The sequence below is a fragment of the Burkholderia dolosa genome, assembly GCF_902499135.1.
Classification (GTDB): domain Bacteria; phylum Pseudomonadota; class Gammaproteobacteria; order Burkholderiales; family Burkholderiaceae; genus Burkholderia; species Burkholderia dolosa.
On sequence record NZ_CABVPR010000018.1, the window covers coordinates 66,193 to 90,098 of the forward strand.

Consider the following 23,906-nt stretch of genomic DNA (forward strand, 5'->3'; position numbering starts at 1 on the left):
CGCAGACTGCGCGGCGCGCCGGTTCCGGACGGCCGCGATTCGGTGTCGGGCTCGCGCGTTGCGCACGCGCGGTAGCCGGCCGGATTCAACAACGACAATTTCCGCCCGCCTTCACGCGACACCCGGTCTTACCCGGAACCGTTTTTTGGAGAGAGACAGATGAGTGGAAGCAAGACAGGCCTCGGCACCGGCCTGAAGCAGCGTCACGTGACGATGATGTCGATTGCCGGCGTGATCGGCGCCGGCTTGTTCGTCGGCTCCGGCCATGCGATCGCGGAAGCGGGGCCGGCGTCGATACTCGCGTACGCGATCGCCGGCGTGCTGGTCGTGCTCGTCATGCGCATGCTCGGCGAGATGGCCGTCGCGCACCCGGACAGCGGCTCGTTCTCCACCTATGCCGATCGCGCGATCGGACACTGGGCCGGCTTCACGATCGGCTGGCTGTACTGGTGGTTCTGGGTGCTCGTGATCCCGATCGAGGCGACCGCCGCCGCGACGATCCTGAATGCATGGTTCCCCGGCGTCGCGACGTGGATCTTCGCGCTCGGCATCACGCTGCTGCTGACGATCACGAATCTGTTCTCGGTGAAGAATTACGGCGAATTCGAGTTCTGGTTCGCGCTGATCAAGGTCGTCGCGATCGTCGTGTTCCTGTGCGTCGGCGGCGCGGCGATCGTCGGTATCGTGCCGGCGCCGGCCGTGTCGGGCGTCTCGAACCTGTTCGCGCACCAGGGCTTCATGCCGAACGGCGCCGGCGCGGTGCTCGCGGCGATGCTGACGACGATGTTCTCGTTCCTCGGCACCGAGATCGTGACGATCGCGGCCGCGGAATCCGACGACCCGCAGCGCCAGATCGTGCGCGCGACCAACTCGGTGATCTGGCGCATCACGCTGTTCTATCTCGGCTCGATCCTCGTCGTGTCGGCGATCGTGCCGTGGAACGATCCGCTGCTGCCCAAGCATGGCTCGTATCAGCGCGCGATGGAGCTGATCGGCGTGCCGAACGCGAAGGCGATCATCGACGTGATCGTGCTCGTGTCGGTCGCAAGCTGCCTGAACTCGGCGCTGTACACCGCGTCGCGGATGCTGTTTTCGCTGTCGAAGCGCAGCGATGCGCCGGCGTTCCTGCACCGCACCGACTCGACCGGCACGCCGCGCGCGGCCGTGCTCGCATCGACCGCGTTCGGCTTCCTGACCGTGATCGCGAACTATCTGATGCCCGAGCAGGTGTTCAGCTTCCTGCTCGCGACGTCCGGCGCGATCGCGCTGCTCGTGTACCTGGTGATCGCGATCTCGCAGCTGCGGATGCGCAAGACGCTCGGCTCGACCGGCGCCGAGCTGCCGCTGCGGATGTGGCTATTCCCGTGGCTCACGTGGGCCGTGATCCTGTTCATCTGCGGCACGCTGACGGTGATGTTCGTGAGCGACGAGCACCGGATGGAAGTGGGCGCGACGGCCGTGCTCGCGCTGATCGTGGTGTTCGCGTCGTGGCTGAACAAGCGTGGGCGCGATGCGCGCGCGGGCACGGAGCGGCGCGTGTCGGCCACGTGATGCAGGCGCGGAAGGCGCGCGGCGGCATTCGCGGCGCGTAGGCTAGCCGTTGCGGATGCGCGGTGCGATCGCCGCCCGGGCGCGCGGCGAATGCCGAAGCGCAGCGCGGTTCCCGGCGGTCGGCCGCGCCGGTTTCCGACCGCGTCCGTCGCGGCCCGCTCCGGAACGGCGAAGCGCAATGCAAAAGAAAAAGCCCGCACGATGCGGGCTTTTTCATACAACCGTGGAAGCTGCGGTCAGACGTTGAACAGGAAGTTCATCACGTCGCCGTCGTGCACGACATATTCCTTCCCTTCCGCGCGCATCTTCCCGGCTTCCTTCGCGCCCTGTTCGCCCTTGTACGCGATGAAATCGTCGAACGCGATCGTCTGCGCACGGATGAAGCCGCGCTCGAAGTCGGTGTGGATCACGCCGGCCGCCTGCGGCGCCGTGTCGCCGATATGGATGGTCCACGCGCGCACTTCCTTGACGCCCGCGGTGAAGTAAGTCTGCAGCCCGAGCAGCTTGAAGCCCGCGCGGATCACGCGATCGAGGCCCGGCTCGGCCATCCCCATGTCGGCGAGGAACGCTTCCTTGTCCGCATCGTCGAGATCGGCGATTTCCGCTTCGATCGCCGCGCACACCGCGACCACCGGTGCGTTCTCGCTTTCCGCGTACTTGCGCACCGCGTCGAGGTGCGGATTGTTCTCGAAGCCGTCGTCCTTCACGTTCGCGACGTACATCGCCGGCTTCGCGGTGATCAGGCAGAACGGCTTGAGCAGCGCCTGCTCGTCGTCCGACAGCGCGAGGCCGCGCACGGCCTTGCCCTGGTCCAGATGCGCACGCGCCTTGTCGAGCACCGCGACGAGCTTCGCCGCTTCCTTGTCGTTGCCCGACTTCGCGGCCTTCGAGTAGCGCGCGAGCGCCTTCTCGACGGTGCCGAGATCGGCGAGCGCGAGTTCGGTGTTGATCACTTCGATGTCGTCGATCGGGCTCACCTTGCCGGCGACGTGGACGACGTTGTCGTCCTCGAAGCAGCGCACGACGTGCGTGATCGCATCGGTTTCGCGGATGTTCGCGAGGAACTGGTTGCCGAGACCTTCACCCTTGCTCGCGCCCGCGACGAGCCCGGCGATGTCGACGAATTCGACGACGGCCGGCACGATGCGCTCGGGCTTCACGATTTCGGCGAGCGCCTTCAGGCGCGCGTCGGGCACTTCGACGATGCCGACGTTCGGCTCGATCGTGCAGAACGGGTAGTTCTCGGCGGCGATGCCCGCCTTGGTCAGCGCATTGAACAGGGTGGACTTGCCGACGTTGGGCAGGCCGACGATGCCGCATTTGAGGCTCATGGAATCCTTCGAACGGGTGAAGCGGCGCGGCCGGCGAGGCGCGGCGGCGCGGGACAAAGAGGCGGCCGGCGCGCGGGACGCGGCGGGCCGGTGTTCAAAGCCGCTATTGTACCGTGCCGACGCGCCGGTTTCCGGGTGCCGACCGAACGGCCGATGCCCGCCGCACCGCGTCCGCGCGCGTGCGGCAAATCTGCTGATTTCCCGCAAAGTCGCGCCGCGTAAGGGCTTGGCCCCGCGGCTATAATGCCCGCCATGACTGCCCACCATACCTTCAACGTCGCCGTGGTCGGCGGCGGGCTCGTCGGCAAGACGGCCGCGCTCGCGTTGACCCAGTCCGGCTACAAGACCGCGTTGCTCGCGCAGCCGGCCACGCCGCGTCCGGCCGATCTCCCGTTCGATACGCGCGTCTATGCGCTGTCGTCCAGCTCGCAGGCACTGCTCGAGCGGCTGCGGGTCTGGCAGGCGCTCGACCCGCGCCGCCTCGCGCCGGTCTACGACATGCGCGTATATGGCGACGCGCACGCGGAGCTGCATTTCTCGGCGTACCAGGCGTCCGTGCCGCAGCTCGCGTGGATCGCCGAATCGTCGCTGATCGAAACGTCGCTCGATACCGCGCTGCGATTCCAGCCGAACCTCACGTGGTTCGACGCGCGCGCGCAGGGCTTCGACGTGCGCGACGATGCGGCCACGCTCACGCTGTCGTCGGGGCAGGTGCTGGATGCGGACCTCATCGTCGGCGCGGACGGCGCGCATTCGTGGGTGCGCTCGCAAATGGGCGCGAGGATCGAGCGGCGCGACTATCGGCAGACGGGCGTCGTCGCGAATTTCAAGGCGTCGCTGCCGCACCGCGAGACGGCGTACCAGTGGTTTCGCGACGGCGAGATCGTCGCGCTGCTGCCGCTGCCGGACGGCCACGTGTCGCTGGTGTGGTCCGCGCACACCGCGCATGCGGACGAACTGCTCGCGCTCGATCCCGCGCGGCTCGCGGCCGAAGTCGAGCGTGTGTCGCACGGCCAGCTCGGCGCGCTCGAATGCGTGACGCCGGCGGCCGGTTTCCCGCTCGCGCTGCAGACGGTCGACAAGCTGATCGCACCGCGTGTCGCGCTCGTCGGCGACGCGGCGCACCTGATCCATCCGCTCGCCGGCCAGGGAATGAATCTCGGCTTGCGCGACGTTGCGGCGCTCGCCGATGCGATCGCGAACAAGGAAAGCTTCCGCAATCTCGGCGATACGGTGCTGCTGCGCCGCTACGAGCGTTCGCGCCGCGAGGACATCCGCGCGCTGATGGTCGCGACCGACGGGCTGCAGCGGCTGTTCGCGGTGCCGGGCTCGCTCGCGAAGGCGGTGCGCAACGCGGGAATGGCATTCGTCGGCGCGCAGCCGCTCGTGAAGCGCTGGCTCGTGTCGGCGGCGCTCGGCTGACCGAACCTTCGCGCACTTCGCCGGTCGGACAGGGTCTCGTTACGGCGTACACTGTGCCGTGCACTCCCGATTGAGCTGAAGGAAGAACTGGATGAAAAAAACGATCCGCATCGCCTCGCTGACGCTGGCCGTCGCGATGGCGGCGCTCGGCTGCACCGCGCAGGCCGATCAAGCCACCGACAAGCTGAAGGCCACGCTGCAAGAGCGTCTTGGCAGCGACGCGCCGATCAAGAGCGTGTCGAAGTCGCCGGTCGCGGGGCTGTACGAAGTGAACCTCGGTTCGCAGATCATCTATAGCGACGCGACGGGCGATCACGTGCTGCTCGGCGACCTCGTCGACACCAAGACGCACAAGAATCTGACCGATGCGCGGCTGTCCGAGCTGAACAAGATCGACTTCGCGAGCCTGCCGTTCGCGAACGCGATCAAGGTCGTGAAGGGCAGCGGCGCGCGCAAGATCGCGGTGTTCTCCGATCCGAACTGCCCGTACTGCAAGCGGCTCGAGACGACGCTGCAGTCGATCGACAACGTGACCGTCTACACGTTCCTGTACCCGGTGCTGTCGCCGGACTCGACCGCGAAGTCGAAGGCGATCTGGTGCGCGACGGACCGCGCGAAGACCTGGCAGAGCTGGATGCTCGACCACCGTGTGCCGTCGGGCGCCGGCAACTGCGACACCAGCGCGCTCGACAAGAACCTCGCGCTCGGCCGCGGGATGAACGTGACCGGCACGCCGACGATCTTCCTGCCGGACGGCCGCCGCCTGCCGGGCGCGGTATCGGCCGACCAGCTGAACCAGGCGCTCGCATCGAGCAAGTAACCGACCGGCACGCCGGGCCGTCGCGCCCGGCCGGCGAGGGGCGCCGCGGTATCTGCCGGCGCCTCTCTTCGTTTCCGCTGCCCAATTTCGACCGATTGCCACGATGACCCAGCCGATCCGCTATTCGATTGTCCCGAAAGACGTTGCCGCGCACCTGTTCGAAGTGACGGTGACCGTTGCCGACCCCGATCCGGCCGGCCAGCGCTTCTCGCTGCCGGTATGGATTCCGGGCAGCTATCTCGTGCGCGAATTCGCGCGCAACATCGTGACGCTCGCCGCGTTCAACGACGCGGGCCGCAAGGTGCGCATCGCAAAGACCGACAAGCACACGTGGCAGGCCGCGCCGGTGAACGGCACGCTCACGCTGCGCTACGACGTGTACGCGTGGGATCTGTCGGTGCGCTCCGCGTATCTGGACGAATCCGGCGGCTTCTTCAACGGCACGGCCGTGTTCCTGAGCGTCGCCGGCCGCGAGGACGCGCCGTGCGAAGTCGACATCGCGAAACCGGCCGGTCCGGCGTTCCGCACGTGGCGCGTCGGCACGGCGCTGCCCGAAGCGCGCGGCACGCGGCGCTACGGTTTCGGTGCGTATCGCGCATCGAACTACGACGAGCTTGCCGACCATCCGGTAACCATCGGCGAATTCGCGCTCGCGACGTTCGACGCGCACGGCGTGCCACACGACATCGTGATCGCCGGACGCGTGACGCAGCTCGACATCGAGCGGCTGCGCACCGACCTGAAACGCGTGTGCGAAGCGCAGATCGCGCTGTTCGAACCGAAGTCGAAGAAGGCGCCGATGGACCGCTACGTGTTCATGACGCTCGCCGTCAGCGACGGTTACGGCGGCCTCGAGCACCGTGCGTCGACCGCGCTGATCTGCAACCGCACGGACCTGCCGGTCAAGGGCCGGCCGGAAACGTCGGAAGGCTACCGCACGTATCTCGGCCTTTGCAGCCACGAGTACTTCCACACGTGGAACGTGAAGCGGATCAAGCCGGCCGCGTTCGTGCCGTACGACCTGTCCCGCGAGAACTACACGTCGCTGCTGTGGCTGTTCGAGGGTTTCACGTCGTATTACGACGACCTGATGCTGGTGCGCAGCGGGCTGATGTCGCAGGACGAATATTTCGCGGCGCTCGGCCGCACGATCGGCGGCGTGCTGCGCGGCAGCGGCCGCCTGAAGCAAAGCGTCGCCGAAAGCTCGTTCGACGCGTGGATCAAGTATTACCGCCAGGACGAGAACGCGACCAACGCGATCGTCAGCTACTACACGAAGGGATCGCTCGTCGCGCTTGCGTTCGACCTCGCGATTCGCGCGCAGACGCGTCACCGCAAGTCGCTCGACGACGTGATGCGTCTGCTGTGGCAGCGCTACGGCCGCGACTTCTATCGCGGCAAGCAGGCCGGCGTCGACGAGAACGAAGTCGAAGCGCTGATCGAGGAGGCGACGGGCGTCGCGCTCGGCCGCCTGTTCACGGACGCCGTGCACGGCACGCGCGATCTGCCGCTCGGCGAGCTGCTCGCGCCGTTCGGCGTGACGCTCGCGCCCGACGTTGCGCCCGGCGCGGCCGCGAAGCCGACGATCGGCGCACGTGTGCGCGGCGGCGCCGACTGCACGCTGGCGGCCGTCTATGGAGGTGGCGCCGCGCATCGCGCCGGGCTGTCGGCCGGCGACACGCTGATCGCGATCGACGGGCTGCGCGTGACCGGCACGAATCTCGATGCGCTGCTCGCGCGCTACCGGCCGGGCGACAAGGTCGACGTGCACGCGTTCCGCCGCGACGAACTGCGCACCGCGAAGCTGAAACTCGACGGACCGGAAGTGTCGCGCTACCGGCTGACGGCCGCCGCGAAGCCGGCCGCCGCGCAGAAGGCGCGCGACGCCTGGCTGAACGGCTGAGCGCGGCGCCGGATCGGGCACTATCTGCGGATTGTTCTACTGTTGCAACAATCCGTCGCCGCGATCCGGCTTTTTCGGGTTCCGGGGCGCACGCACAATGGCGTCACTCGCGCTACCGAAGCGCAACCCTACTGGAGCCTGACATGACGACCATTCTGCAAATCAACTCCGCCGCGCGTTCGCAAGGTGCGCACTCGACGCTGCTGGCCAACGAACTGACGGCAAAGCTGCAACAATCGAACCCCGGCGCGAACGTCGTGGTGCGCGACCTGCTCGCCGACGCGCTGCCGCACCTCGACGAGTCGGTGCTCGGCGCGTTCTTCACGCCGGCCGACCAGCGCAGCGCGGAGCAGAATGCGATCGTCGCGAAGAGCGATGCGCTGATCGCCGAGCTGCAAGCGGCCGACATCGTCGTGATCGGCGCGCCGATGTACAACTTCGGCATCTCGTCGCAGCTGAAGACGTACTTCGACTGGATCGCGCGTGCGGGCGTCACGTTCCGCTACACCGAGAACGGCCCGGAAGGTCTGATCAAGGGCAAGAAGGTCTACGTGGTCACCGCGCGCGGCGGCAAGTACGCCGGCACGCCGAGCGACAGCCAGACGCCGTACCTGCGCACGTTCCTCGGCTTCGTCGGGATGACGGACGTGAACTTCATCTACGCGGAAGGCCTGAACCTCGGGGCCGACGCGCAGAGCGCGGCGCTCGCGAGCGCACGCGAGGCGATCGCCGCTGCGTAAAGTCGTGCCGCTTGCGCGCAATTCGCGCGTGCGGTCGATTCGACGAAAAACGCCGCGCCCCGAACAAAGGGGCGCGGCGTTTTTGCATGTCGGACGAAATGGCGGCGAGAACGCTCGCCGTTGCGCTCACGCGAGCGTTTCGGCGATTTCCGGCAGCCGCCAGTCGATCGGTTCGCGGCCGGCTTCGACAAGATAGTCGTTCGCGAGCGCGAAGTGGCGGCAGCCGAGAAAGCCGCGGTGCGCGGACAGCGGCGACGGATGCGGCGCCTCGAGCACGCAATGCTCGCTCGCGTCGAACAGTGCGCGCTTCGCCTGCGCGTGCGCACCCCACAGCATGAACACGAGCCCGCGATGGCGGCCGGCGAGTTCGCGGATCAGCGTGTCCGTGCATTGCTCCCAGCCGCGCTTCGCGTGGCTCGCGGCCGCGCCGCGCTCGACCGTCAGCACGGTGTTGAGCAGCAGCACGCCCTGCCGCGCCCACGTATCGAGGCAGCCGTGGCGCGGCGTGTCGTGACCGAAGTTCGCGGCGATTTCCTTGAAGATGTTGCGCAGCGACGGCGGCGGGCGGACGGCCGGCGGCACCGAGAACGCGAGGCCGTGCGCCTGCGGCGTGCCGCGATCGTCGCCGTGGTACGGATCCTGGCCGAGAATCACGACCTTCACGTCGTCCGGGCTTGTCAGGCGCAGCGCGCGGAACACGTCGGCCGGATAGACGGTCTTGCCGGCGGCACGCTCGTCGTCGACGAAGCGGCACAGCGGCGCATACGCGTCGCTGTCGATGAACGGTTTCAGCACGTCGCGCCATGCGGCCGGCAACGCGTCGAATTGCGCGGCGAGGTGCGGGATGTCGGCGGCGCCGGCGTCGCGCGGCGAGACCGGTGCGGCGGTCGGTGCGGTAGTTTTCGCGCCGGGCTTGCGTGCAGCGGCGGGCGAGGCGGCAGCGGCGGACGCCGAAGCGTCGACCGGTGCCGGTTGAGGCACGGGATCGTCGAACAGCGACGCCTGTTGCGGCGTGCGGGAAGTCTTGCGGGTTGCCATGCGTGATGCGGGTTATGGCGCGCGCAGCCGGTAGCCGCGCTGCGCCTTGCTGATGTTTTCCGGAGCGAGGCCCGGCAGCGCCTGCTGCAGTTCGGCGGCGAGCGTCGCGAGCGCCGCTTCCGGGCCGTCGAGCAGTTCGAGCTCGATTTCGCTGATCGGTTCGCGACGCGTGTCGCTTTGCGTCTGCACGACGATTTCGCCGACGTCGATCGCGGCTTCGACGGTCGCGCCGCCGATCGCGACGCGCCACAGCGTACGCGAAAAATCGGTGCGGAACAGCGCGTGCAACATGCTCGCGGCGGCGCGCAGCGCGGCCGCGGCTTCCGGCACGTCGCACGCGGCGACGAGCGCGTCGATTTCGAGTGCATCGCCGGCGACCGGCAGTTCCCATTCGTGGCGGCGATGCAGGCCGTCCTCGGCGCTGCCGACCGTCTTGAACGTCTGAAGCCAGCCCTGCGGCGCGCGGCGCACGCGCACCGCGCTCTTCGAGCGCGCGAGCGCGAGATCGGGCGTGTCGTAATAGACGTTCGCGAGCGCGATCGTCCGGCCGCGCTCGCCGGTCAGCGTCTCGAAGAAGCGCCGCGCGGCGTCGGTGCGACCGGCCGGCAGCGCGAGCTTGATTTCCTTTTCGATCGCCATCAGAAGAACATCCGTGCGAGTTCCTCGCCCGGCTGGTCGGCACGCATGAACGCTTCGCCGACGAGGAACGTGTTGACGTTCGCCGCGCGCATCGTATCGACGTCGGCGCGCGACAGGATGCCCGACTCGGTCACGACGATCCGGTCCGGCGGAATCATGTCGAGCATGTCGAGCGTCGTCTGGATCGACGTTTCGAACGTGCGGAGGTTCCGGTTGTTGATGCCGAGAAGCGGCGTCCTGAGCGTCAGCGCCTGCTCCATTTCGTTGCGGTCGTGCACTTCGACGAGCACCGCGAGGCCGAGCGAGTGCGCATACGCTTCGAGCTCCTGCATCAGCGGCGTGTCGAGCGCGGCGGCGATCAGCAGGATCGCGTCCGCGCCCATCGCGCGCGCTTCGAGGATCTGATATGCGTCGACGATGAAGTCCTTGCGCAGCACGGGCAGCGTGCAGGCCGCGCGCGCTTCCTGCAGAGAGCGGACGCTGCCCTGGAAGAACTGCTCGTCGGTCAGCACCGACAGGCACGCAGCGCCGTGCGCCGCATACGAGCGCGCGATGTCGGCCGGCACGAAGTGCTCGCGCAGCACGCCCTTCGACGGGCTCGCCTTCTTCACTTCGGCGATCACGGCCGCGTGGCCGGCCGCATGCTTTGCGCGCAGCGCGCCGACGAAGTCGCGTGCGTCGCGCGCGGACGCTTCCAGCTTCAGCGCCTCGAGCGGCGCGCTGCGCATGGCCGCCGCGACTTCTTCGCGCTTGACGGCGATGATTCGGTCGAGAATGTCGCTCATGTGGGTTCCTGCTTGATTCGTAAAGGGAGTCAGCGCTTGAACTGCTGCGTGAAGCGCACGAGTTCGTCGACTTTCGCGCGCGCCTTGCCGCTCGCGATCGCTTCGCGCGCAAGCTGGATGCCGTCCGCGATCGATTCGGCGAGGTTCGCCGCATAGAGCGCGGTACCCGCGTTCAGCGTGACGATTTCGCGTGCGACGCCCGGCCGATTGTCGAGCGCGCCGAGCAGCATCGCGCGCGATTCGTCGGCATTTTCGACCTTCAGCGTACGGTTCGACACCATCTGCAGCCCAAAGTCCTCCGGATGGATTTCGTATTCGTGCACCTGGCCGTCGCGCAGCTCGCCGACCAGCGTCGCGGCGCCGAGCGACACCTCGTCCATTCCGTCCTTGCCGTACACGACGAGCACGTGCTGCGCGCCGAGACGCTGCATCACGCGCACCTGGATGCCGACGAGGTCCGGATGGAACACGCCCATCAGCTGGTTCGGCGCGCCGGCCGGATTCGTGAGCGGCCCGAGGATGTTGAAGATCGTTCGCACGCCGAGCTCGCGGCGCACGGCCGCGATGTTCTTCATGGCCGGATGATGGTTCGGCGCGAACATGAAGCCCATGCCGGTTTCGGCGATCGACGCCGCGACCTGTTCGGGCTGCAGGTCGATGTTCACGCCGAGCGCCTCGAGCACGTCGGCGCTGCCGGACTTGCTCGACACGCCGCGGTTGCCGTGCTTCGCGACCTTCGCGCCGGCCGCGGCCGTCACGAACATCGACGCGGTCGAGATGTTGAACGTGTGCGAGCCGTCGCCGCCGGTGCCGACGATGTCGACGAAGTTCGAATTGTCCTGCACGTCGACGTGGTTCGCGAATTCGCGCATGACCGTCGCGGCCGCGGCGATCTCGCCGATCGTCTCCTTCTTCACGCGCAGACCGGTGATGATCGCGGCCGCCATCACCGGCGACATGTCGCCGCGCATGATGAGCCGCATCAGATGCAGCATCTCGTCGTGGAAGATCTCGCGGTGCTCGATCGTGCGCTGCAGCGCTTCCTGCGGGGTGATCGTCATCGTCGGCTCCGGTCAGGCGGCAGGTGCGGCGGCGCGCGTCTGCTTCAGGAAATTCTCGAGCAGCGCGTGGCCGTGCTCGGACAGGATCGATTCCGGATGGAACTGCACGCCTTCGATCGGCAGCGTCTTGTGGCGCACGCCCATGATTTCGCCGTCGTCGGTCCATGCGGATACCTCGAGGCAATCGGGCAGCGATTCGCGCTCGATCGCGAGCGAGTGATAGCGCGTGACGTCGAAGTGCTTCGGCAGGGCGGCGAACACGCCGCGGCCGTCCGTTTCGATCCGGCTCACCTTGCCGTGCATGATGGTTTTCGCGCGCACGACGCGGCCGCCGAACGCCTCGCCGATCGCCTGATGACCGAGGCAGACGCCGAGAATCGGCTTCTTGCCGGCGAATTCGCGCAGCACGTCGAGCGTGATGCCCGCGTGCTGCGGATTGCTCGGGCCCGGCGACAGGCAGATCGTGTCGGGATTCAGGCGCGCGATGTCGGCGAGCGTGATTTCATCGTTGCGGTACGTGTGCACGTCCTCGCCCAGTTCGCCGAAGTACTGGACCAGGTTGTAGGTGAACGAGTCGTAGTTGTCGATCATGAGCAGCATGGTCAGTCTCCGGTCAGAAGTCGCTATCGAGGCCGTCTTGCACCTGTTCGGCCGCGCGCAGCACCGCGCGCGCCTTGTTCTCGGTTTCCTGCCATTCGGATTCGGGCACCGAGTCCGCGACGACGCCGGCCGCCGCTTGCACGTACAAGTTGCCGTTGTGAATCAGGCCGGTGCGGATCGCGATCGCGAGATCCATCTCGCCCGAGAACGACAGGTAGCCGACCGCGCCGCCGTACAGCCCGCGCTTGACCGGCTCGAGCTCGTCGATCAGCTCCATCGCGCGCACCTTCGGCGCGCCGGACAGCGTGCCGGCCGGGAACGTCGCGCGCAGCACGTCGTAGTTCGTCATGCCGGGCTTCAGCTTGCCTTCGACCGAGCTGACGATGTGCTGAACGTGCGAATACTTCTCGATGACCATCTTGTCCGTCACCTGCACCGAGCCGATTTCGGCGATGCGGCCGACGTCGTTGCGCGCGAGGTCGATCAGCATCACGTGCTCGGCGATTTCCTTCGGGTCGTTCAGCAGTTCGGTCGCGAGTTCGGCGTCGCGCTCGGGCGTGTTGCCGCGCGGACGCGTGCCGGCGAGCGGCCGGATCGTGACGATCTGATCGTCGCCGCGCTTTTCCTGGCGCACGAGAATCTCCGGCGACGCACCGACCACGTGGAATTCGCCGAAGTTGTAGTAGTACATGTACGGCGACGGATTCAGCGAACGCAGCGCGCGATACAGCGACAGCGGGTTGTCGCGGTACGGCTTCGTCAGCCGCTGGCCGACCTGGATCTGCATTAGCTCGCCGGCCGCGATGTATTCCTTCGCCTGACGGACGGCGGCCAGATAGTCTTCTTTCTTGAACTCTCGGAACGTGTCGGTACGCACGCTCGCGGACGTGACCGGCGGCTGCACGGTCGCGCGCAGCCGCTGCTTCAATTCGCGCAGCCGCTGCTTCGCCTTCGTGTACGCCTCGGGCTGCGCCGGATCCGCATAGATGATCAGGTAGAGCTTGCCGGCGAGATTGTCGATCACCGCGACTTCCTCGGTCAGCAGCAGCTGGATGTCGGGCAGGCCGAGGTCGTCACGCGGCGCGGTGTGCGCGAGCTTCTTCTCGATGTAGCGCACCGCGTCGTAGCCGAAATAGCCGGCGAGGCCGCCGCAAAAGCGCGGCAGGCCCGGGCGCTGCGCGACCTTGAAGCGCGCCTGGAACGACGCGATGAATTCGAACGGATCGCCGTCGTGCGTCTCGACCACCTGAGCGTCGCGCACCACTTCCGACACGCCGTTGCGCGTGCGCACGAGCGTACGGGCGGGCAGGCCGATGAACGAATAGCGGCCGAAGCGTTCGCCGCCGACCACCGATTCGAGCAGGAACGAATTTGCGCCCGCACGTTCGGGCTGTGCGAGCTTCAGGTAGAGGGACAGCGGCGTTTCGAGATCGGCAAGGGCTTCCGCGATCAGCGGGATGCGGTTGTAGCCTTCGTTCGCGAGCGATTGGAATTCGAGTTCGGTCATGTTCCGGTCCTGTTCGGGACGAGCGGCGGCGTGCGCCGGGGATTGCTTGACGCTGCGCGGCTGCCGTCGGCGAAAGGGCGGTCGATCGTGGAGTGCCTGTTGCCGGTCGGCGCGATCCGCGGCGTGATAGTCGCGAGCCTGCGGCCGATCCTGAACGCAGGCGTTCGGACGCGATGGAACTCGGGGCGGTGCGACGATCGGCGCGCGGATGCGCAGCGAGATAAAAAACGGCGCTGAAGACGGGCTTCAGCGTACCTCATCGAAGAGGTCAGCGCGACCAGCGACGCCAGGGCCAGGCTCCCCGGTCGATGCTGCTCAGACTCCGTTTTTTATTCAGAAACATGCGGATGGAAGAAATAATCAGACGGTTGGCCGGCCGGCATTGTGCGCAGAGATTGCGTGAGCCGCGACCAGCAACGAATCGACTATACCATCCGAATTTATCGTTTGTATAGCTTTGCCGTGGTTGTAGCCGTACGGCACCGTCAGCGTCGCCATTCCGGCCGCGCGGCCCGCGAGCGCGTCGTTTTCCGAGTCGCCGATCGCAACCGCCGTGTCGGGCGCGACGCCGAGCGCGTCGCATGCCGCGAGCATCGGCAGCGGATCGGGCTTCTTGCGCGCGACGCTGTCGCCGCCGAGCACGATCCCGAAACGGTCGCGCAGCCCGTATTGCTCGAGCAGCTCGATCGCGAAGCGATGCGGCTTGTTCGTCACGCACGCGAGCCGGATGCCCGAGGCGCGCAGCACGTCGAGCCCGGCGGCGACGTCCGGATAGAGGCGCGTATGGCGGCCGTTGATCTTCGCGTATTTGGCCTGGTAGATCGCGAGCGCGTCGTCGAAGCGCGCGTGCGCTTCGTCGGCCGTGAAGCGCGACTTCAGCACGCTGTCGATCAAGTGCTCCGAGCCCTTGCCGACGTAGCCGATCACTTCGTCGCGCGACGTGGGCCGCGCGCCGAGCTGCGCGAGCATCCCGTTCAGGCCGGCCGTGAAATCGTCGGCCGTGTCGACCATCGTGCCGTCGAGATCGATCAGCGCCGCGTCGATGCGCGGCGCCGCGAAGCGGATCGGGTGGCCGGCTGCGGCGGCGGCCGGTGCGTGCCCGGCAAACGGCGATCGGACCACCGCGTCAGCTCCGCTCGACGGTCGCGAGCGCCGCACGCATGTCGTCGATCACCTTCCGGTAGTCGGGCTTGCCGAAGATCGCCGAACCGGCGACGAAGGTGTCGGCTCCCGCGGCCGCGATTTCCGCGATGTTGTCCGCCTTCACGCCGCCATCGACTTCGAGCAGGATCTCGCGGCCCGTGCGTTCGATGTACGCATCGATGCGCGCGCGCGCTTCGCGCAGCTTGTTCAGCGTTTCCGGAATGAACGACTGGCCGCCGAAACCCGGGTTCACCGACATCAGCAGCACGAAGTCGAGGCGGTCCATCACATGATCGAGATAGTTCAGCGGGGTGGCCGGATTGAACACGAGGCCGGCCTTGCAGCCGTGATCGCGGATCAGCGACAGCGTTCGATCGATGTGATCGGAGCCTTCCGGATGGAAGCTGATCAGGTTCGCGCCCGCCTTCGCGAAATCCGGCACGATGCGGTCGACCGGGCGCACCATCAGATGCACGTCGATCGGCACCTGCACGTGCGGGCGGATCGCCTCGCACACGAGCGGGCCGATCGTCAGGTTCGGTACGTAATGGTTGTCCATCACGTCGAAGTGGATCCAGTCGGCGCCGGCGGCGACCACGTTGCGGACTTCTTCGCCGAGCCGCGCGAAATCGGCCGACAGGATGCTGGGAGCGATACGGAATTGAGTCATGGCAGGAGAGCGGGGACGTTGCGGCGCAAAACCGTCATTCTACCGTCCGCGAACCCGCACGCGGCGGCGCGCCGGGCGGTTGCAGCACGATTGCGCATCAAGCAGAATGCCGAACCAATGCGGCGCGCCCGAGCCTGCGGCCCGGCCGTTCGACGTGGCGCGGGCGGTCACCTTCTGCGGGAAACACCATGAGTCAGTATCAGTTCACCGTTTCGGTGAAAACCAGCTATTTGCCGGAACAATCCGACCCCGATTGCCGTCAATACGCATTCGCGTACACGCTGACGATCCGTAACACCGGTCAAGTGGCCGCGCAGTTGATCGCGCGGCACTGGATCATCACCGACAGCGAGAGTCACGTGCAGGAGGTGAAGGGGCTCGGCGTCGTCGGGCATCAGCCGCTGCTGCAGCCCGGCGAACAGTTCGAGTACACGAGCTGGGCCGTGATCGCGACGCCGGTCGGCACGATGCGCGGCGCCTATTTCTGCGTGGCGGAGGACGGCGAACGTTTCGAGGCACCGGTCGACGAGTTCGCGCTGCACATGCCGCGCACGCTGCATTGAGCGTGCGCCGGCGATCAGCGCGGCGGGCGGTTGTTGTCGCGGGCGTGCTTCTTTCTGCCCGACGACGTCCACACGACGATGAAGACCAGCAGGGCAAGCGCTACGAAAGCTTCGAGCGCGAAGATGAGCATCGGATATTGGTCGAGAAAATCTGACATGGCGGTTTCCATCAAGAACGAACATTGTATGTGGTTTGGACCCCGGCTGGCCGGCTGGGCCGCCGCGGCCGCGGCCGCGGCGCTGCTCGCCGCATGCGGCGGCGCACCCACGCGGACGTCTGCGCTGAAGCCGCCGACCGGCGCGGCGATCGTGCCGGGGCAGGTCGCCGCGAAGCGACTCACGCCGGTCGCATGGCAGCAGGTGCCGGGCTGGCAGGACGATTCGCTGATCGGCGCGACGGCGGCGCTGCGGCAGAACTGTTTGCGGCTCGCGCGCCAGCCGGCGTGGCAGCGTGCGTGCGCGGCGGCCGAGCGGCTCGACGAGCTCGACGTCGCGAGCGCGCGCACTTTCTTCGAAACGTATTTCACGCCGTTTCAGCTGGCGAACACCGACGGCACGCTCGACGGGCTCGTGACCGGTTACTACGAGCCGCTGCTGCACGGCTCGCGTGTGCGCCGCGGCCCGTATCAATACGCGCTGTACCGCTGGCCGGCCGGCTATCGTGCGGGTGCCGCGCTCCCGCCGCGTGCGCAGCTCGAGCGCGCCGGCATCCTGAACGGCAACGAGCTCGTGTGGGTCGACGATCCGATCGAGGCGTTTTTCCTGCAGGTCCAGGGCTCCGGGCGCGTGCTGCTCGACGACGGGTCCGTGATGCGCGTCGGCTTCGGCGGCACGAACAACCAGCCGTACCGGTCGATCGGCAAGTGGCTGATCGATCGCGGCGAACTGACGCCCGCGCAGGCGACGATGCAAGGCATCAAGGCGTGGGCGAAGGCCAATCCGACCCGCGTCGATGCGCTGCTCGACACGAATCCGCGTTTCGTGTTTTTCCGCGAGATGCCGACCAAGGAAGAGGCGCCGCACGGCGGCGCCGACGGTCCGATCGGCGCACTGGGCGTGCCGCTGACGCCCGAGCGGTCCATCGCGGTCGATCCGTCGTCGATTCCGCTTGGCACGCCCGTGTTCCTGCAGACGACGCGCCCGCTCACGAATACGCCGATGAACCGGCTCGTGTTCGCGCAGGATACGGGCAGCGCGATCAAGGGCGGTGTACGTGCCGACTATTTCTGGGGGCTCGGCGACGATGCGGGCGATCAGGCCGGCCGGATGAAGCAGGTCGGTCGGATGTGGCTGTTGTTTCCGAATTCGTGATGCGCGGTGGTGCCGACGCGAGCAGGTGATCGGCGCGTCGAAACGAGACGGCCCGATCGGTTTCGCGATCGGGCCGTTTTCTTTTTGCGGCGGGTCGGCGCGGCGGCGCGGGCGTCGAGCGGATATCGAGCGGACGCCGTGCCGAGGCCGACGTCAGCCCTTGCGCTTGTCGATCACGCGACGTGCCTTGCCGACCGAGCGTTCGATCCCGTTGACGGGCAGCACATTGACGATCGCCGTCACACCGATCAGCGACTTGATGTCGTGCGCGAGCGCCTGGCTGGCTGCCTGAATCGCCACCGCGTCCGGCGCGGTTTCCGGACAGGGTTCGACGTTCAGCGTCAGCACGTCGAGCGGACCTTCCTTCGTCAGCACGATCTGATAATGCGGCGCGAGTGCCCGTTGCTTCAGCAACTGTTCCTCGATCTGCGTCGGGAACACGTTGACGCCGCGCACGATCATCATGTCGTCCGAGCGGCCGGTGATCTTTTCCATGCGGCGCATCGTACGGACGGTGCCGGGCAGCAGGCGCGTCAGGTCGCGCGTGCGGTAGCGGACGATCGGCAGCGCCTCTTTCGTCAGCGACGTGAACACGAGCTCGCCGAGTTCGCCGTCCGGCAGGACTTCGCCGGTTTCGGGATCGATGATTTCCGGGTAGAAGTGATCTTCCCAGATGGTCGGGCCGTCCTTGGTTTCGACGCATTCGGACGCGACGCCCGGGCCCATGACTTCGGACAGGCCGTAGATGTCGACCGCATCGATCCCCATTCGCTGCTCGATCGCGACGCGCATGTCGTTGGTCCACGGCTCCGCGCCGAAGATGCCGATTCGCAGCGAGCTCTGCGCGGGATCGAGCCCCTGTCGCTCGAATTCGTCCGCGATCGACAGCATGTAGCTCGGCGTGACCATGATGATGTCGGGGCGGAAGTCCTGAATCAGCTGCACCTGCTTCTCGGTCTGGCCGCCGCCGAACGGAATCACCGTCAGGCCGGCGCGCTCTGCACCGTAGTGTGCGCCGAGCCCGCCGGTGAACAGCCCGTAGCCGTAGCTGACGTGCACCTTGTCGCCCGGACGTGCGCCGGCCGCGCGAATCGAGCGTGCGACGAGATTCGCCCACGTATCGATGTCGCGGGCCGTATAGCCGACGACCGTCGGCTTGCCGGTCGTGCCCGACGACGCGTGGATACGCGATACCTGCTCCTGCGGCACCGCGAACATCCCGAACGGATAGCTGTCGCGCAGATCGCTCTTGGTCGTGAACGGGAAGCGCGACAGATCGGCAAGCGTCGTCAGATCGTCCGGATGCACGCCCGCTTCGTCGAACTTGCGGCGATAGACGGGGGAGTGATCGTACGCGTGCCGCAGCGACCATTTCAGGCGTTCGAGCTGCAGCGCGGTCAGCTCGTCGCGTGAGGCGGTCTCGATCGGCTCGAGCGGTAGCAGGGTAGTCATGCCTGTCTCCAGTGTTGTTATGTGCGAGCTGCCGATCTCAGCGCTCTTCGGGAATCACCGTGCCCTTGATCTGGGCGGATTTGCCGCGGAACATCGCGACCGTTTCTCCATTGCCGTTCGTCACGCGGATATCGTAGATGCCGTATCGGCCGTTGCGCGTCTGTTCGATTGCTTCCGCCGTCAGCACGTCGCCGCCGTGCACCGGACGCAGGTATTCGATCGAACAGCCGGCCGCGACCGTGTTCACGTTGTACGAGTTGCACGCGAATGCGAACGTCGAATCGGCCAGCGTGAAAATGAGGCCGCCGTGGCAGATCTGATGGCCGTTCAGGAAATCCGGGCGCACCGGCATGCGCAGGCGCGCATAGCCGGCGCGCACTTCGGCGATTTCCATCCCGAGCGCGCGGCTGCACGCGTCAGCTTCGTACATCGTGTGGGCGGTGGCGCGCGCGAGCGCGTCGGCGTCGCCGGTCTCGATGGCGTGGTTCGTCATGTCAACGGCCCTCGAAGCGCGGCGTGCGCTTCTCGATGAATGCCTGCACGCCTTCCGCGTAGTCGTGCGACTGACCGAGCTTGCGTTGCAGGTCGCGCTCCAGATCGAGCTGCTGGTCGAGCGTGTTCGCCGCGCCATCGCGCATCGCCTGCCGGATCGACACGATCGCGAGCGTCGGCTGCTGAGCGAGCTGAACCGCGAGCTCGCGGGCCGATGCGGCGAGTGCGTCGTCGTCGACCGCGCGCCAGATCAAGCCCCATTGCTCGGCCTGTTCGGCGCCCAGTTTGTCGCCGGTCAGCGCGAGACCGAGCGCGCGGGCCATGCCGACGCGCTGCGGCAGGAACCACGTACCGCCCGAATCCGGGACGAGGCCGATCTTGACGAATGCCTGGATGAAGCTGCTCGAACGTGCAGCGAGCACGAGATCGCATGCGAGCGCGAGATTGGCGCCGGCGCCGGCAGCCGTGCCGTTGACGGCGGCGATCACCGGCATCGGCAGCCGTTGCACGCGCCTGACGAGCGGATTGAAGTGCTCTTCGAGCAGCGCGCCGAGATCGGTGGACGCACCGGGCGTGAAATCGAGGTCGGACAGATCCTGGCCCGCGCAGAAGCCGCGCCCTGCGCCGGTCAGTATCAGTGCGCGCGCGCCGGCCGCTTCGACTTCATCCAGCGCCGACTGCAGCTCAGCATGCATTGCGCGCGTGAAGCTATTCAGCTTGTCGGGGCGGTTCAGCGTGACCGTTGCTACACGGGCAGCTTGATCGATATCCAGCAGGATCGCCTGATATGGCATGCGTTGTCTCCTTCACGACTCCGTTATAGGCACGTGGTGCGGCCGTTACATGCGTTCGATCGCGAGCGCGATACCCTGGCCGACGCCGATGCACATCGTGCACAGCGCGAAGCGGCCGCGCGTGCGTTGAAGCTGGTACATCGCGGTCGTCACCAGACGCGCGCCCGACGCGCCGAGCGGATGACCGAGCGCGATCGCGCCGCCATTCGGGTTCACGCGCGGATCGTCGTCGGCGACGCCCAGCATGCGCAGCACCGCGAGGCCCTGCGACGCGAACGCCTCGTTCAGCTCGATCACGTCGAACTGGTCGATCGTCATCCCGAGCCGCGCAAGCAGCTTCTGCGTGGCCGGCGCCGGGCCGATGCCCATCACGCGCGGCGCGACGCCCGCCGTCGCGATGCCGAGCACGCGCGCGCGCGGCGTCAGGCCGAAGCGCTTCGCACTTTCCTCATTCGCGAGCAGCAGCGCCGCTGCGCCGTCGTTGACGCCGGACGCGTTGCCCGCCGTCACCGTGCCGTCCGGGCGCACGACGCCCTTCAGCTTCGCGAGCGCGTCGAGCGACGTGTCGCGCGGATGCTCGTCGCGCGACACGACGACCGGATCGCCCTTCTTCTGCGCGATCGTGACCGGCACGATTTCCTCGGCGAGCGTGCCGTCCTGCTGCGCGCGTGCGGCCTTCTGCTGGCTGCGCAGCGCGAACAGATCCTGGTCGGCGCGGCTGACGTTGTAGTCGACCGCGACGTTCTCGGCCGTCTCCGGCATCGAATCGACGCCATACAGCTGCTTCATCAGCGGATTGACGAAACGCCAGCCGATCGTCGTGTCGAAGATGTCGGCCTGGCGCGCGAACGCGCTCGCCGCCTTGCCCATCACGAACGGCGCGCGTGTCATGCTTTCGACGCCGCCGGCGATCATCAGCGCGGCTTCGCCGGACCTGATCGCGCGCGCGGCCGCGCCGACCGCGTCCATCCCGGAGCCGCACAGCCGGTTGATCGTCGAACCCGGCACGCCTTCGGGCAGCCCGGCGAGCAGCGCGGACATGCGCGCGACGTTGCGGTTGTCCTCGCCGGCCTGGTTCGCGCAGCCGTAGATCACGTCGTCGACCGCGTTCCAGTCGACGTCGCGGTTGCGCTCGATCAGCGCCTTGAGCGGCACCGCGCCGAGATCGTCGGCTCGGACGTCTTTCAATGCGCCGCCGTAGCGGCCGATGGGAGTGCGAATCGCGTCGCAGATATAGGCGTCTGTCATGAGCGTATCGGTTGGTAACGAACCCGCCGGACGACGGGATTCGTTCATCGTAAAGAATGCGGCGGCGTTTGCACGTCGGCCATTCGGGTTATGCCGGTTGGCCAGCTTCCGCAGGCGCGGCCTTCGGCGCAACATGAACGCGGCTTTGCACCACGCGGAACCGGTTGGCGACGAATGCCGGGTCGGCCAGCGCGGCATTGGCCGCCGGGTTCGCGCCGGTGCCGTGGAAGTCGGAGAACGCAGCCGATTGGTTGACGAAAACCCCACCCGTCAGATTGATCGACAGCGCGACACCGCCACGTACCGCGGCATCGTGTGCGGCGTCGATCACCGCATCGTTGGTGCTGTAGACGGAGAGCGTGAGCGCACCGTGTTCCGCTGCGATTTCTCCGGCGAGGTCGAGCGACTGGGCTGTCGAATCGGTCGCGATCACGAACGAGATCGGGCCGAACCACTCCTGCGTGAATTTCTCGCGGTCGGCTGCGTCGAGTTGCAGCACCAGCGGCGTGCGGACGCGGGCGTCGGCGAAAACCGGATGCGTGAGCGCCTCGCTGTCGATCAGCACGCGGCCGAGTTTGCGGGCATCGTCGATGCGTGCGAGCACGCCGTCGTTCTGGATCGCGCCGATCAGTTCGACCGAACGTGCAGGATCGCCGGTGAGCTTCTGCACAGCCGACGCGATGGCCTGCGTGACTTCGTCGAAGCTTGCGTGGCCGTCCGCGGTACGGATGCCGTCGCGCGGCACGTAGATGTTCTGCGGCGCCGTGCACATCTGGCCGGAGTAGAGAGACAGCGAAAACGCGATGTTCTTGGCGGCGGCTTTCAGGTCGTCGGTCGAGTCGATCACGATCTGGTTGACGCCCGCCTTCTCCGTGTAGACCTGCGCCTGATGCGCGTGGCGTTCGAGCCAGGTGCCGTTTTGCGTGCTGCCGGTGAAGTCGATCAGCTTGATTTCGGGTCGCAGCGCCAGGTTCTGCACCAGCGCACCATCGTTCGGCTCGGTCGCAAGGAGCGCGACGACGTTCGGATCGAACCCCGCCTCGCGCAGCACTTCACGGGCGATCCGGACCGTGATCGCGAGCGGGAGAATCGCGCCCGGATGGGGCTTGACGATGACCGTATTGCCGGTGGCGAGGTCGGCAAACAGGCCGGGGTAGCCATTCCACGTCGGGAACGTACAGCATCCGAGCACGAGCCCCGTGCCGCGCGGAACGACCATGTAGCGCTTGTACATCGCGAGCGGCGGATTCTTGCCTTGCGGTTTTTCCCAGTGCGCTTCAGCCGGAATGCGGCGCAGTTGATCCCATGCATAGGCGACTGCTTCGAGTGCGCGATCCTGCGCGTGCGGACCGCCGGCCTGAAAAGCCATCATGAACGCCTGACCCGTGGTGTGCATCACGCTGTACGCGATCTCTAAGCTCGCGCGATTCAGGCGAGCAAGAATTTCGAGGCTGACACCGATCCAGGCGCTCGGGCCCGCTGTGCGCCAAGTGCGCTGAGCCGCGGCTGCGGCGGCAATCAGCTCGTCCGGCGTCGATTTCGGATAGCGGATTCCGAGAGCGATGCCGTACGGTGACCGCTCCGCGCCCACCGTTCCGCCCGACGCCGGCTGATCGAGCGCAAACGTCTTGTCGAGGTGCGATTTGAACGCGGCTTCGCCGTCGGCGTTCGCGCTTTCCCCGTACACTTTGGGGCTCGGCATTTCGGCAAACGGGCTCCAGTACCCGCGGCTCTCGATGGCGGCGAGGGCGTGTTTCAGCGTGTCTTCGTGCTTCGTGAACAGTGCATGCGTCATGACGGCGGCCTGATGGACGTGGAGAGGGTTGGATCGATTAATTAACCGACCGGTTGGTCGGAGAATGGTAGCATCAAACTATTCGCATGTGCGAGGCGTTTCTCAATTCATTGATCGAGGAGAAATAGATGGCTTACGAGAACATCCTGGTGGAGACCCGGGGGCGCGTCGGGCTGATCACGCTGAATCGCCCGAAAGCGCTGAACGCGCTGAACGACGCGCTGATGGACGAACTGGGCGCCGCACTGAAAGCGTTCGATGCGAACGACGACATCGGCGCGATCGTCGTGACCGGTAGCGAGAAGGCATTCGCAGCCGGCGCCGACATCGGCATGATGGCGACCTACTCCTATATGGATGTCTACCGCGGCGACTACATCACGCGCAACTGGGAGACGGTCCGTCAGATCCGCAAGCCGATCATCGCGGCCGTGGCGGGCTTTGCGCTCGGCGGCGGCTGCGAGCTTGCGATGATGTGCGACATCATCTTCGCGGCGGACACGGCGAGATTCGGCCAGCCCGAGATCAAGCTGGGCATCATGCCGGGCGCCGGCGGAACGCAGCGCTTGCCGCGCGCGGTATCGAAGGCGAAGGCAATGGACATGTGCCTGACCGCCCGGTTCATGGACGCCGACGAAGCTGAGCGCGCGGGGCTCGTATCGCGGGTATTGCCGGCCGACAAACTGCTCGACGAGGCGATTGCAGCCGCGACGACTATCGCGGAGTTTTCGCTGCCGGCCGTCATGATGGTCAAGGAATCGGTGAACCGGGCATACGAAACGACGCTCGCCGAAGGCGTCCATTTCGAACGCCGGCTGTTTCACTCGCTGTTTGCGACCGAGGATCAGAAGGAAGGGATGGCGGCGTTCGTCGAAAAGCGAAAGCCGACATTCAAGAACCGCTGATCGGCCACGAGGCAGTTTCGAGGAGAGTCGTCCGGGAAACCCGCGCGCCGGCGCGCGGTTTTTCAAAATATTTTCACAAAGCGCTTGCGCGGATGAGGGCGGGTGCTTAGAATCACGCCTCTTTCGCGCCACCGGC

Annotated in this window: 24 protein-coding genes; 9 read left to right on the forward strand and 15 right to left on the reverse strand. The window is 66.9% G+C overall.

From position 1 onward, the window contains the following. Window positions 1-159 precede the first annotated feature (159 nt). On the forward strand, window positions 160-1,551 hold the full coding sequence (gene gabP, locus BUB20358_RS10810; RefSeq protein WP_006765292.1) for a GABA permease: 1,392 nt from the start codon (window positions 160-162) through the stop codon (window positions 1,549-1,551). A gap of 236 nt (window positions 1,552-1,787) precedes the next feature. On the opposite strand, the gene ychF is transcribed toward gabP, so the two are convergent. Next, window positions 1,788-2,882, reverse strand: coding sequence for a redox-regulated ATPase YchF (gene ychF, locus BUB20358_RS10815; protein WP_006765291.1), 1,095 nt, complete (start codon window positions 2,880-2,882; stop codon window positions 1,788-1,790). A gap of 243 nt (window positions 2,883-3,125) precedes the next feature. On the opposite strand from ychF, the gene BUB20358_RS10820 reads away from it, so the two are divergent. From BUB20358_RS10820 to BUB20358_RS10835, 4 genes are all read left to right on the forward strand, one after another. Next, complete coding sequence (locus BUB20358_RS10820) at window positions 3,126-4,304, forward strand: UbiH/UbiF family hydroxylase (RefSeq protein ID WP_006765290.1); 1,179 nt, start codon at window positions 3,126-3,128, stop codon at window positions 4,302-4,304. 91 nt (window positions 4,305-4,395) lie between these two features. Then, window positions 4,396-5,124 carry a DsbC family protein gene (locus BUB20358_RS10825; RefSeq protein WP_006765289.1) on the forward strand — a complete coding sequence of 243 codons (729 nt, stop codon included), beginning with the start codon at window positions 4,396-4,398 and terminating at the stop codon, window positions 5,122-5,124. Between the two features lie 103 nt (window positions 5,125-5,227). Then, window positions 5,228-7,027, forward strand: coding sequence for a M61 family metallopeptidase (locus BUB20358_RS10830; RefSeq protein WP_006765288.1), 1,800 nt, complete (start codon window positions 5,228-5,230; stop codon window positions 7,025-7,027). A gap of 143 nt (window positions 7,028-7,170) precedes the next feature. After that, the gene (locus BUB20358_RS10835; protein ID WP_006765287.1) at window positions 7,171-7,767 is read left to right on the forward strand and encodes an FMN-dependent NADH-azoreductase; all 597 of its coding nucleotides are present in this window, start codon (window positions 7,171-7,173) and stop codon (window positions 7,765-7,767) included. Window positions 7,768-7,893: 126 nt separating this feature from the next. Here BUB20358_RS10835 and BUB20358_RS10840 read toward each other — a convergent pair whose 3' ends face one another. Genes BUB20358_RS10840 through trpE form a run of 6 tightly spaced genes read right to left on the reverse strand, consistent with a single transcriptional unit; the run spans window position 7,894 to window position 13,397 of the window. Beyond that, complete coding sequence (locus BUB20358_RS10840; RefSeq protein WP_006765286.1) at window positions 7,894-8,805, reverse strand: uracil-DNA glycosylase; 912 nt, start codon at window positions 8,803-8,805, stop codon at window positions 7,894-7,896. Between the two features lie 12 nt (window positions 8,806-8,817). Further along, window positions 8,818-9,444: a CYTH domain-containing protein gene (locus BUB20358_RS10845; RefSeq protein WP_006765285.1), complete on the reverse strand. Its 627-nt coding sequence runs from the start codon at window positions 9,442-9,444 to the stop codon at window positions 8,818-8,820. Further along, on the reverse strand, window positions 9,444-10,229 hold the full coding sequence (gene trpC / locus BUB20358_RS10850) for an indole-3-glycerol phosphate synthase TrpC (RefSeq protein ID WP_006765284.1): 786 nt from the start codon (window positions 10,227-10,229) through the stop codon (window positions 9,444-9,446). Before trpC ends, BUB20358_RS10845 begins: the two co-directional genes overlap by 1 nt. 29 nt (window positions 10,230-10,258) lie before the next feature. Then, window positions 10,259-11,290, reverse strand: coding sequence for an anthranilate phosphoribosyltransferase (trpD, locus tag BUB20358_RS10855; protein ID WP_006765283.1), 1,032 nt, complete (start codon window positions 11,288-11,290; stop codon window positions 10,259-10,261). A 12-nt stretch (window positions 11,291-11,302) separates the two neighbouring features. Further along, window positions 11,303-11,890: an aminodeoxychorismate/anthranilate synthase component II gene (locus BUB20358_RS10860; RefSeq protein ID WP_006765282.1), complete on the reverse strand. Its 588-nt coding sequence runs from the start codon at window positions 11,888-11,890 to the stop codon at window positions 11,303-11,305. Window positions 11,891-11,903: 13 nt separating this feature from the next. Further along, window positions 11,904-13,397, reverse strand: a complete 1,494-nt coding sequence (gene trpE, locus BUB20358_RS10865) for an anthranilate synthase component I (protein ID WP_006765281.1) — start codon at window positions 13,395-13,397, stop codon at window positions 11,904-11,906. Between trpE and BUB20358_RS10870 the strand changes: the two genes are divergently transcribed. Continuing rightward, window positions 13,377-13,634: a hypothetical protein gene (locus BUB20358_RS10870; RefSeq protein ID WP_094190592.1), complete on the forward strand. Its 258-nt coding sequence runs from the start codon at window positions 13,377-13,379 to the stop codon at window positions 13,632-13,634. The two genes, trpE and BUB20358_RS10870, sit on opposite strands and share 21 nt — an antisense overlap. Window positions 13,635-13,757: 123 nt before the next feature. Here the strand turns inward: BUB20358_RS10870 and BUB20358_RS10875 are convergent, their stop codons facing one another. Further along, entirely contained in the window at window positions 13,758-14,519 is a 762-nt protein-coding gene (locus tag BUB20358_RS10875; RefSeq protein ID WP_006765280.1) for a phosphoglycolate phosphatase, read from the reverse strand. Between the two features lie 4 nt (window positions 14,520-14,523). Next, entirely contained in the window at window positions 14,524-15,210 is a 687-nt protein-coding gene (gene rpe, locus BUB20358_RS10880) for a ribulose-phosphate 3-epimerase (protein ID WP_006765279.1), read from the reverse strand. 188 nt (window positions 15,211-15,398) lie between these two features. Here rpe and apaG point away from each other — a divergent pair, with 188 nt between their 5' ends. Then, window positions 15,399-15,773: a Co2+/Mg2+ efflux facilitator ApaG/CorD gene (gene apaG, locus BUB20358_RS10885; RefSeq protein ID WP_006765278.1), complete on the forward strand. Its 375-nt coding sequence runs from the start codon at window positions 15,399-15,401 to the stop codon at window positions 15,771-15,773. A 14-nt stretch (window positions 15,774-15,787) separates the two neighbouring features. Here apaG and BUB20358_RS28810 read toward each other — a convergent pair whose 3' ends face one another. Further along, a complete protein-coding gene (locus tag BUB20358_RS28810) occupies window positions 15,788-15,931 on the reverse strand; it encodes a hypothetical protein (RefSeq protein ID WP_494516079.1) in 144 nt (47 codons plus the stop codon). Between the two features lie 28 nt (window positions 15,932-15,959). Between BUB20358_RS28810 and mltA the strand changes: the two genes are divergently transcribed. Then, window positions 15,960-17,084, forward strand: a complete 1,125-nt coding sequence (mltA, locus tag BUB20358_RS10890; protein WP_494516078.1) for a murein transglycosylase A — start codon at window positions 15,960-15,962, stop codon at window positions 17,082-17,084. 153 nt (window positions 17,085-17,237) lie between these two features. Here mltA and paaK read toward each other — a convergent pair whose 3' ends face one another. The 5 genes from paaK to paaN form a co-directional block, all read right to left on the reverse strand. After that, window positions 17,238-18,536: a phenylacetate--CoA ligase PaaK gene (gene paaK / locus BUB20358_RS10895; protein ID WP_006765276.1), complete on the reverse strand. Its 1,299-nt coding sequence runs from the start codon at window positions 18,534-18,536 to the stop codon at window positions 17,238-17,240. 37 nt (window positions 18,537-18,573) lie between these two features. Beyond that, entirely contained in the window at window positions 18,574-19,029 is a 456-nt protein-coding gene (gene paaI, locus BUB20358_RS10900) for a hydroxyphenylacetyl-CoA thioesterase PaaI (protein WP_006765275.1), read from the reverse strand. 1 nt (window position 19,030) lies between these two features. Next, window positions 19,031-19,822 carry a 2-(1,2-epoxy-1,2-dihydrophenyl)acetyl-CoA isomerase PaaG gene (gene paaG / locus BUB20358_RS10905; RefSeq protein WP_006765274.1) on the reverse strand — a complete coding sequence of 264 codons (792 nt, stop codon included), beginning with the start codon at window positions 19,820-19,822 and terminating at the stop codon, window positions 19,031-19,033. Window positions 19,823-19,867: 45 nt separating this feature from the next. Then, window positions 19,868-21,070, reverse strand: a complete 1,203-nt coding sequence (gene pcaF, locus BUB20358_RS10910; RefSeq protein ID WP_006765273.1) for a 3-oxoadipyl-CoA thiolase — start codon at window positions 21,068-21,070, stop codon at window positions 19,868-19,870. Between the two features lie 88 nt (window positions 21,071-21,158). Further along, the gene (paaN, locus tag BUB20358_RS10915) at window positions 21,159-22,865 is read right to left on the reverse strand and encodes a phenylacetic acid degradation protein PaaN (protein WP_006765272.1); all 1,707 of its coding nucleotides are present in this window, start codon (window positions 22,863-22,865) and stop codon (window positions 21,159-21,161) included. Window positions 22,866-22,993: 128 nt separating this feature from the next. Between paaN and BUB20358_RS10920 the strand changes: the two genes are divergently transcribed. Further along, window positions 22,994-23,770, forward strand: a complete 777-nt coding sequence (locus tag BUB20358_RS10920) for an enoyl-CoA hydratase (protein WP_006765271.1) — start codon at window positions 22,994-22,996, stop codon at window positions 23,768-23,770. Window positions 23,771-23,906: the final 136 nt, after the last annotated feature.

What these genes read in the sequence shown, in the direction of transcription:
- BUB20358_RS28810 (WP_494516079.1), bottom strand. Translation starts at nt 15,931, where the DNA reads ATGTCAGATTTTCTCGACCAATATCCGATGCTCATCTTCGCGCTCGAA.
- BUB20358_RS10825 (WP_006765289.1), top strand. Translation starts at nt 4,396, where the DNA reads ATGAAAAAAACGATCCGCATCGCCTCGCTGACGCTGGCCGTCGCGATG.
- trpD (WP_006765283.1), bottom strand. Translation starts at nt 11,290, where the DNA reads ATGACGATCACCCCGCAGGAAGCGCTGCAGCGCACGATCGAGCACCGC.
- rpe (WP_006765279.1), bottom strand. Translation starts at nt 15,210, where the DNA reads ATGACTCAATTCCGTATCGCTCCCAGCATCCTGTCGGCCGATTTCGCG.
- BUB20358_RS10835 (WP_006765287.1), top strand. Translation starts at nt 7,171, where the DNA reads ATGACGACCATTCTGCAAATCAACTCCGCCGCGCGTTCGCAAGGTGCG.
- paaK (WP_006765276.1), bottom strand. Translation starts at nt 18,536, where the DNA reads ATGACTACCCTGCTACCGCTCGAGCCGATCGAGACCGCCTCACGCGAC.
- BUB20358_RS10860 (WP_006765282.1), bottom strand. Translation starts at nt 11,890, where the DNA reads ATGCTGCTCATGATCGACAACTACGACTCGTTCACCTACAACCTGGTC.
- pcaF (WP_006765273.1), bottom strand. Translation starts at nt 21,070, where the DNA reads ATGACAGACGCCTATATCTGCGACGCGATTCGCACTCCCATCGGCCGC.
- paaG (WP_006765274.1), bottom strand. Translation starts at nt 19,822, where the DNA reads ATGCCATATCAGGCGATCCTGCTGGATATCGATCAAGCTGCCCGTGTA.
- BUB20358_RS10830 (WP_006765288.1), top strand. Translation starts at nt 5,228, where the DNA reads ATGACCCAGCCGATCCGCTATTCGATTGTCCCGAAAGACGTTGCCGCG.
- BUB20358_RS10820 (WP_006765290.1), top strand. Translation starts at nt 3,126, where the DNA reads ATGCCCGCCATGACTGCCCACCATACCTTCAACGTCGCCGTGGTCGGC.
- gabP (WP_006765292.1), top strand. Translation starts at nt 160, where the DNA reads ATGAGTGGAAGCAAGACAGGCCTCGGCACCGGCCTGAAGCAGCGTCAC.
- paaN (WP_006765272.1), bottom strand. Translation starts at nt 22,865, where the DNA reads ATGACGCATGCACTGTTCACGAAGCACGAAGACACGCTGAAACACGCC.
- trpC (WP_006765284.1), bottom strand. Translation starts at nt 10,229, where the DNA reads ATGAGCGACATTCTCGACCGAATCATCGCCGTCAAGCGCGAAGAAGTC.
- BUB20358_RS10920 (WP_006765271.1), top strand. Translation starts at nt 22,994, where the DNA reads ATGGCTTACGAGAACATCCTGGTGGAGACCCGGGGGCGCGTCGGGCTG.
- paaI (WP_006765275.1), bottom strand. Translation starts at nt 19,029, where the DNA reads ATGACGAACCACGCCATCGAGACCGGCGACGCCGACGCGCTCGCGCGC.
- BUB20358_RS10840 (WP_006765286.1), bottom strand. Translation starts at nt 8,805, where the DNA reads ATGGCAACCCGCAAGACTTCCCGCACGCCGCAACAGGCGTCGCTGTTC.
- trpE (WP_006765281.1), bottom strand. Translation starts at nt 13,397, where the DNA reads ATGACCGAACTCGAATTCCAATCGCTCGCGAACGAAGGCTACAACCGC.
- apaG (WP_006765278.1), top strand. Translation starts at nt 15,399, where the DNA reads ATGAGTCAGTATCAGTTCACCGTTTCGGTGAAAACCAGCTATTTGCCG.
- BUB20358_RS10845 (WP_006765285.1), bottom strand. Translation starts at nt 9,444, where the DNA reads ATGGCGATCGAAAAGGAAATCAAGCTCGCGCTGCCGGCCGGTCGCACC.
- mltA (WP_494516078.1), top strand. Translation starts at nt 15,960, where the DNA reads ATGTGGTTTGGACCCCGGCTGGCCGGCTGGGCCGCCGCGGCCGCGGCC.
- ychF (WP_006765291.1), bottom strand. Translation starts at nt 2,882, where the DNA reads ATGAGCCTCAAATGCGGCATCGTCGGCCTGCCCAACGTCGGCAAGTCC.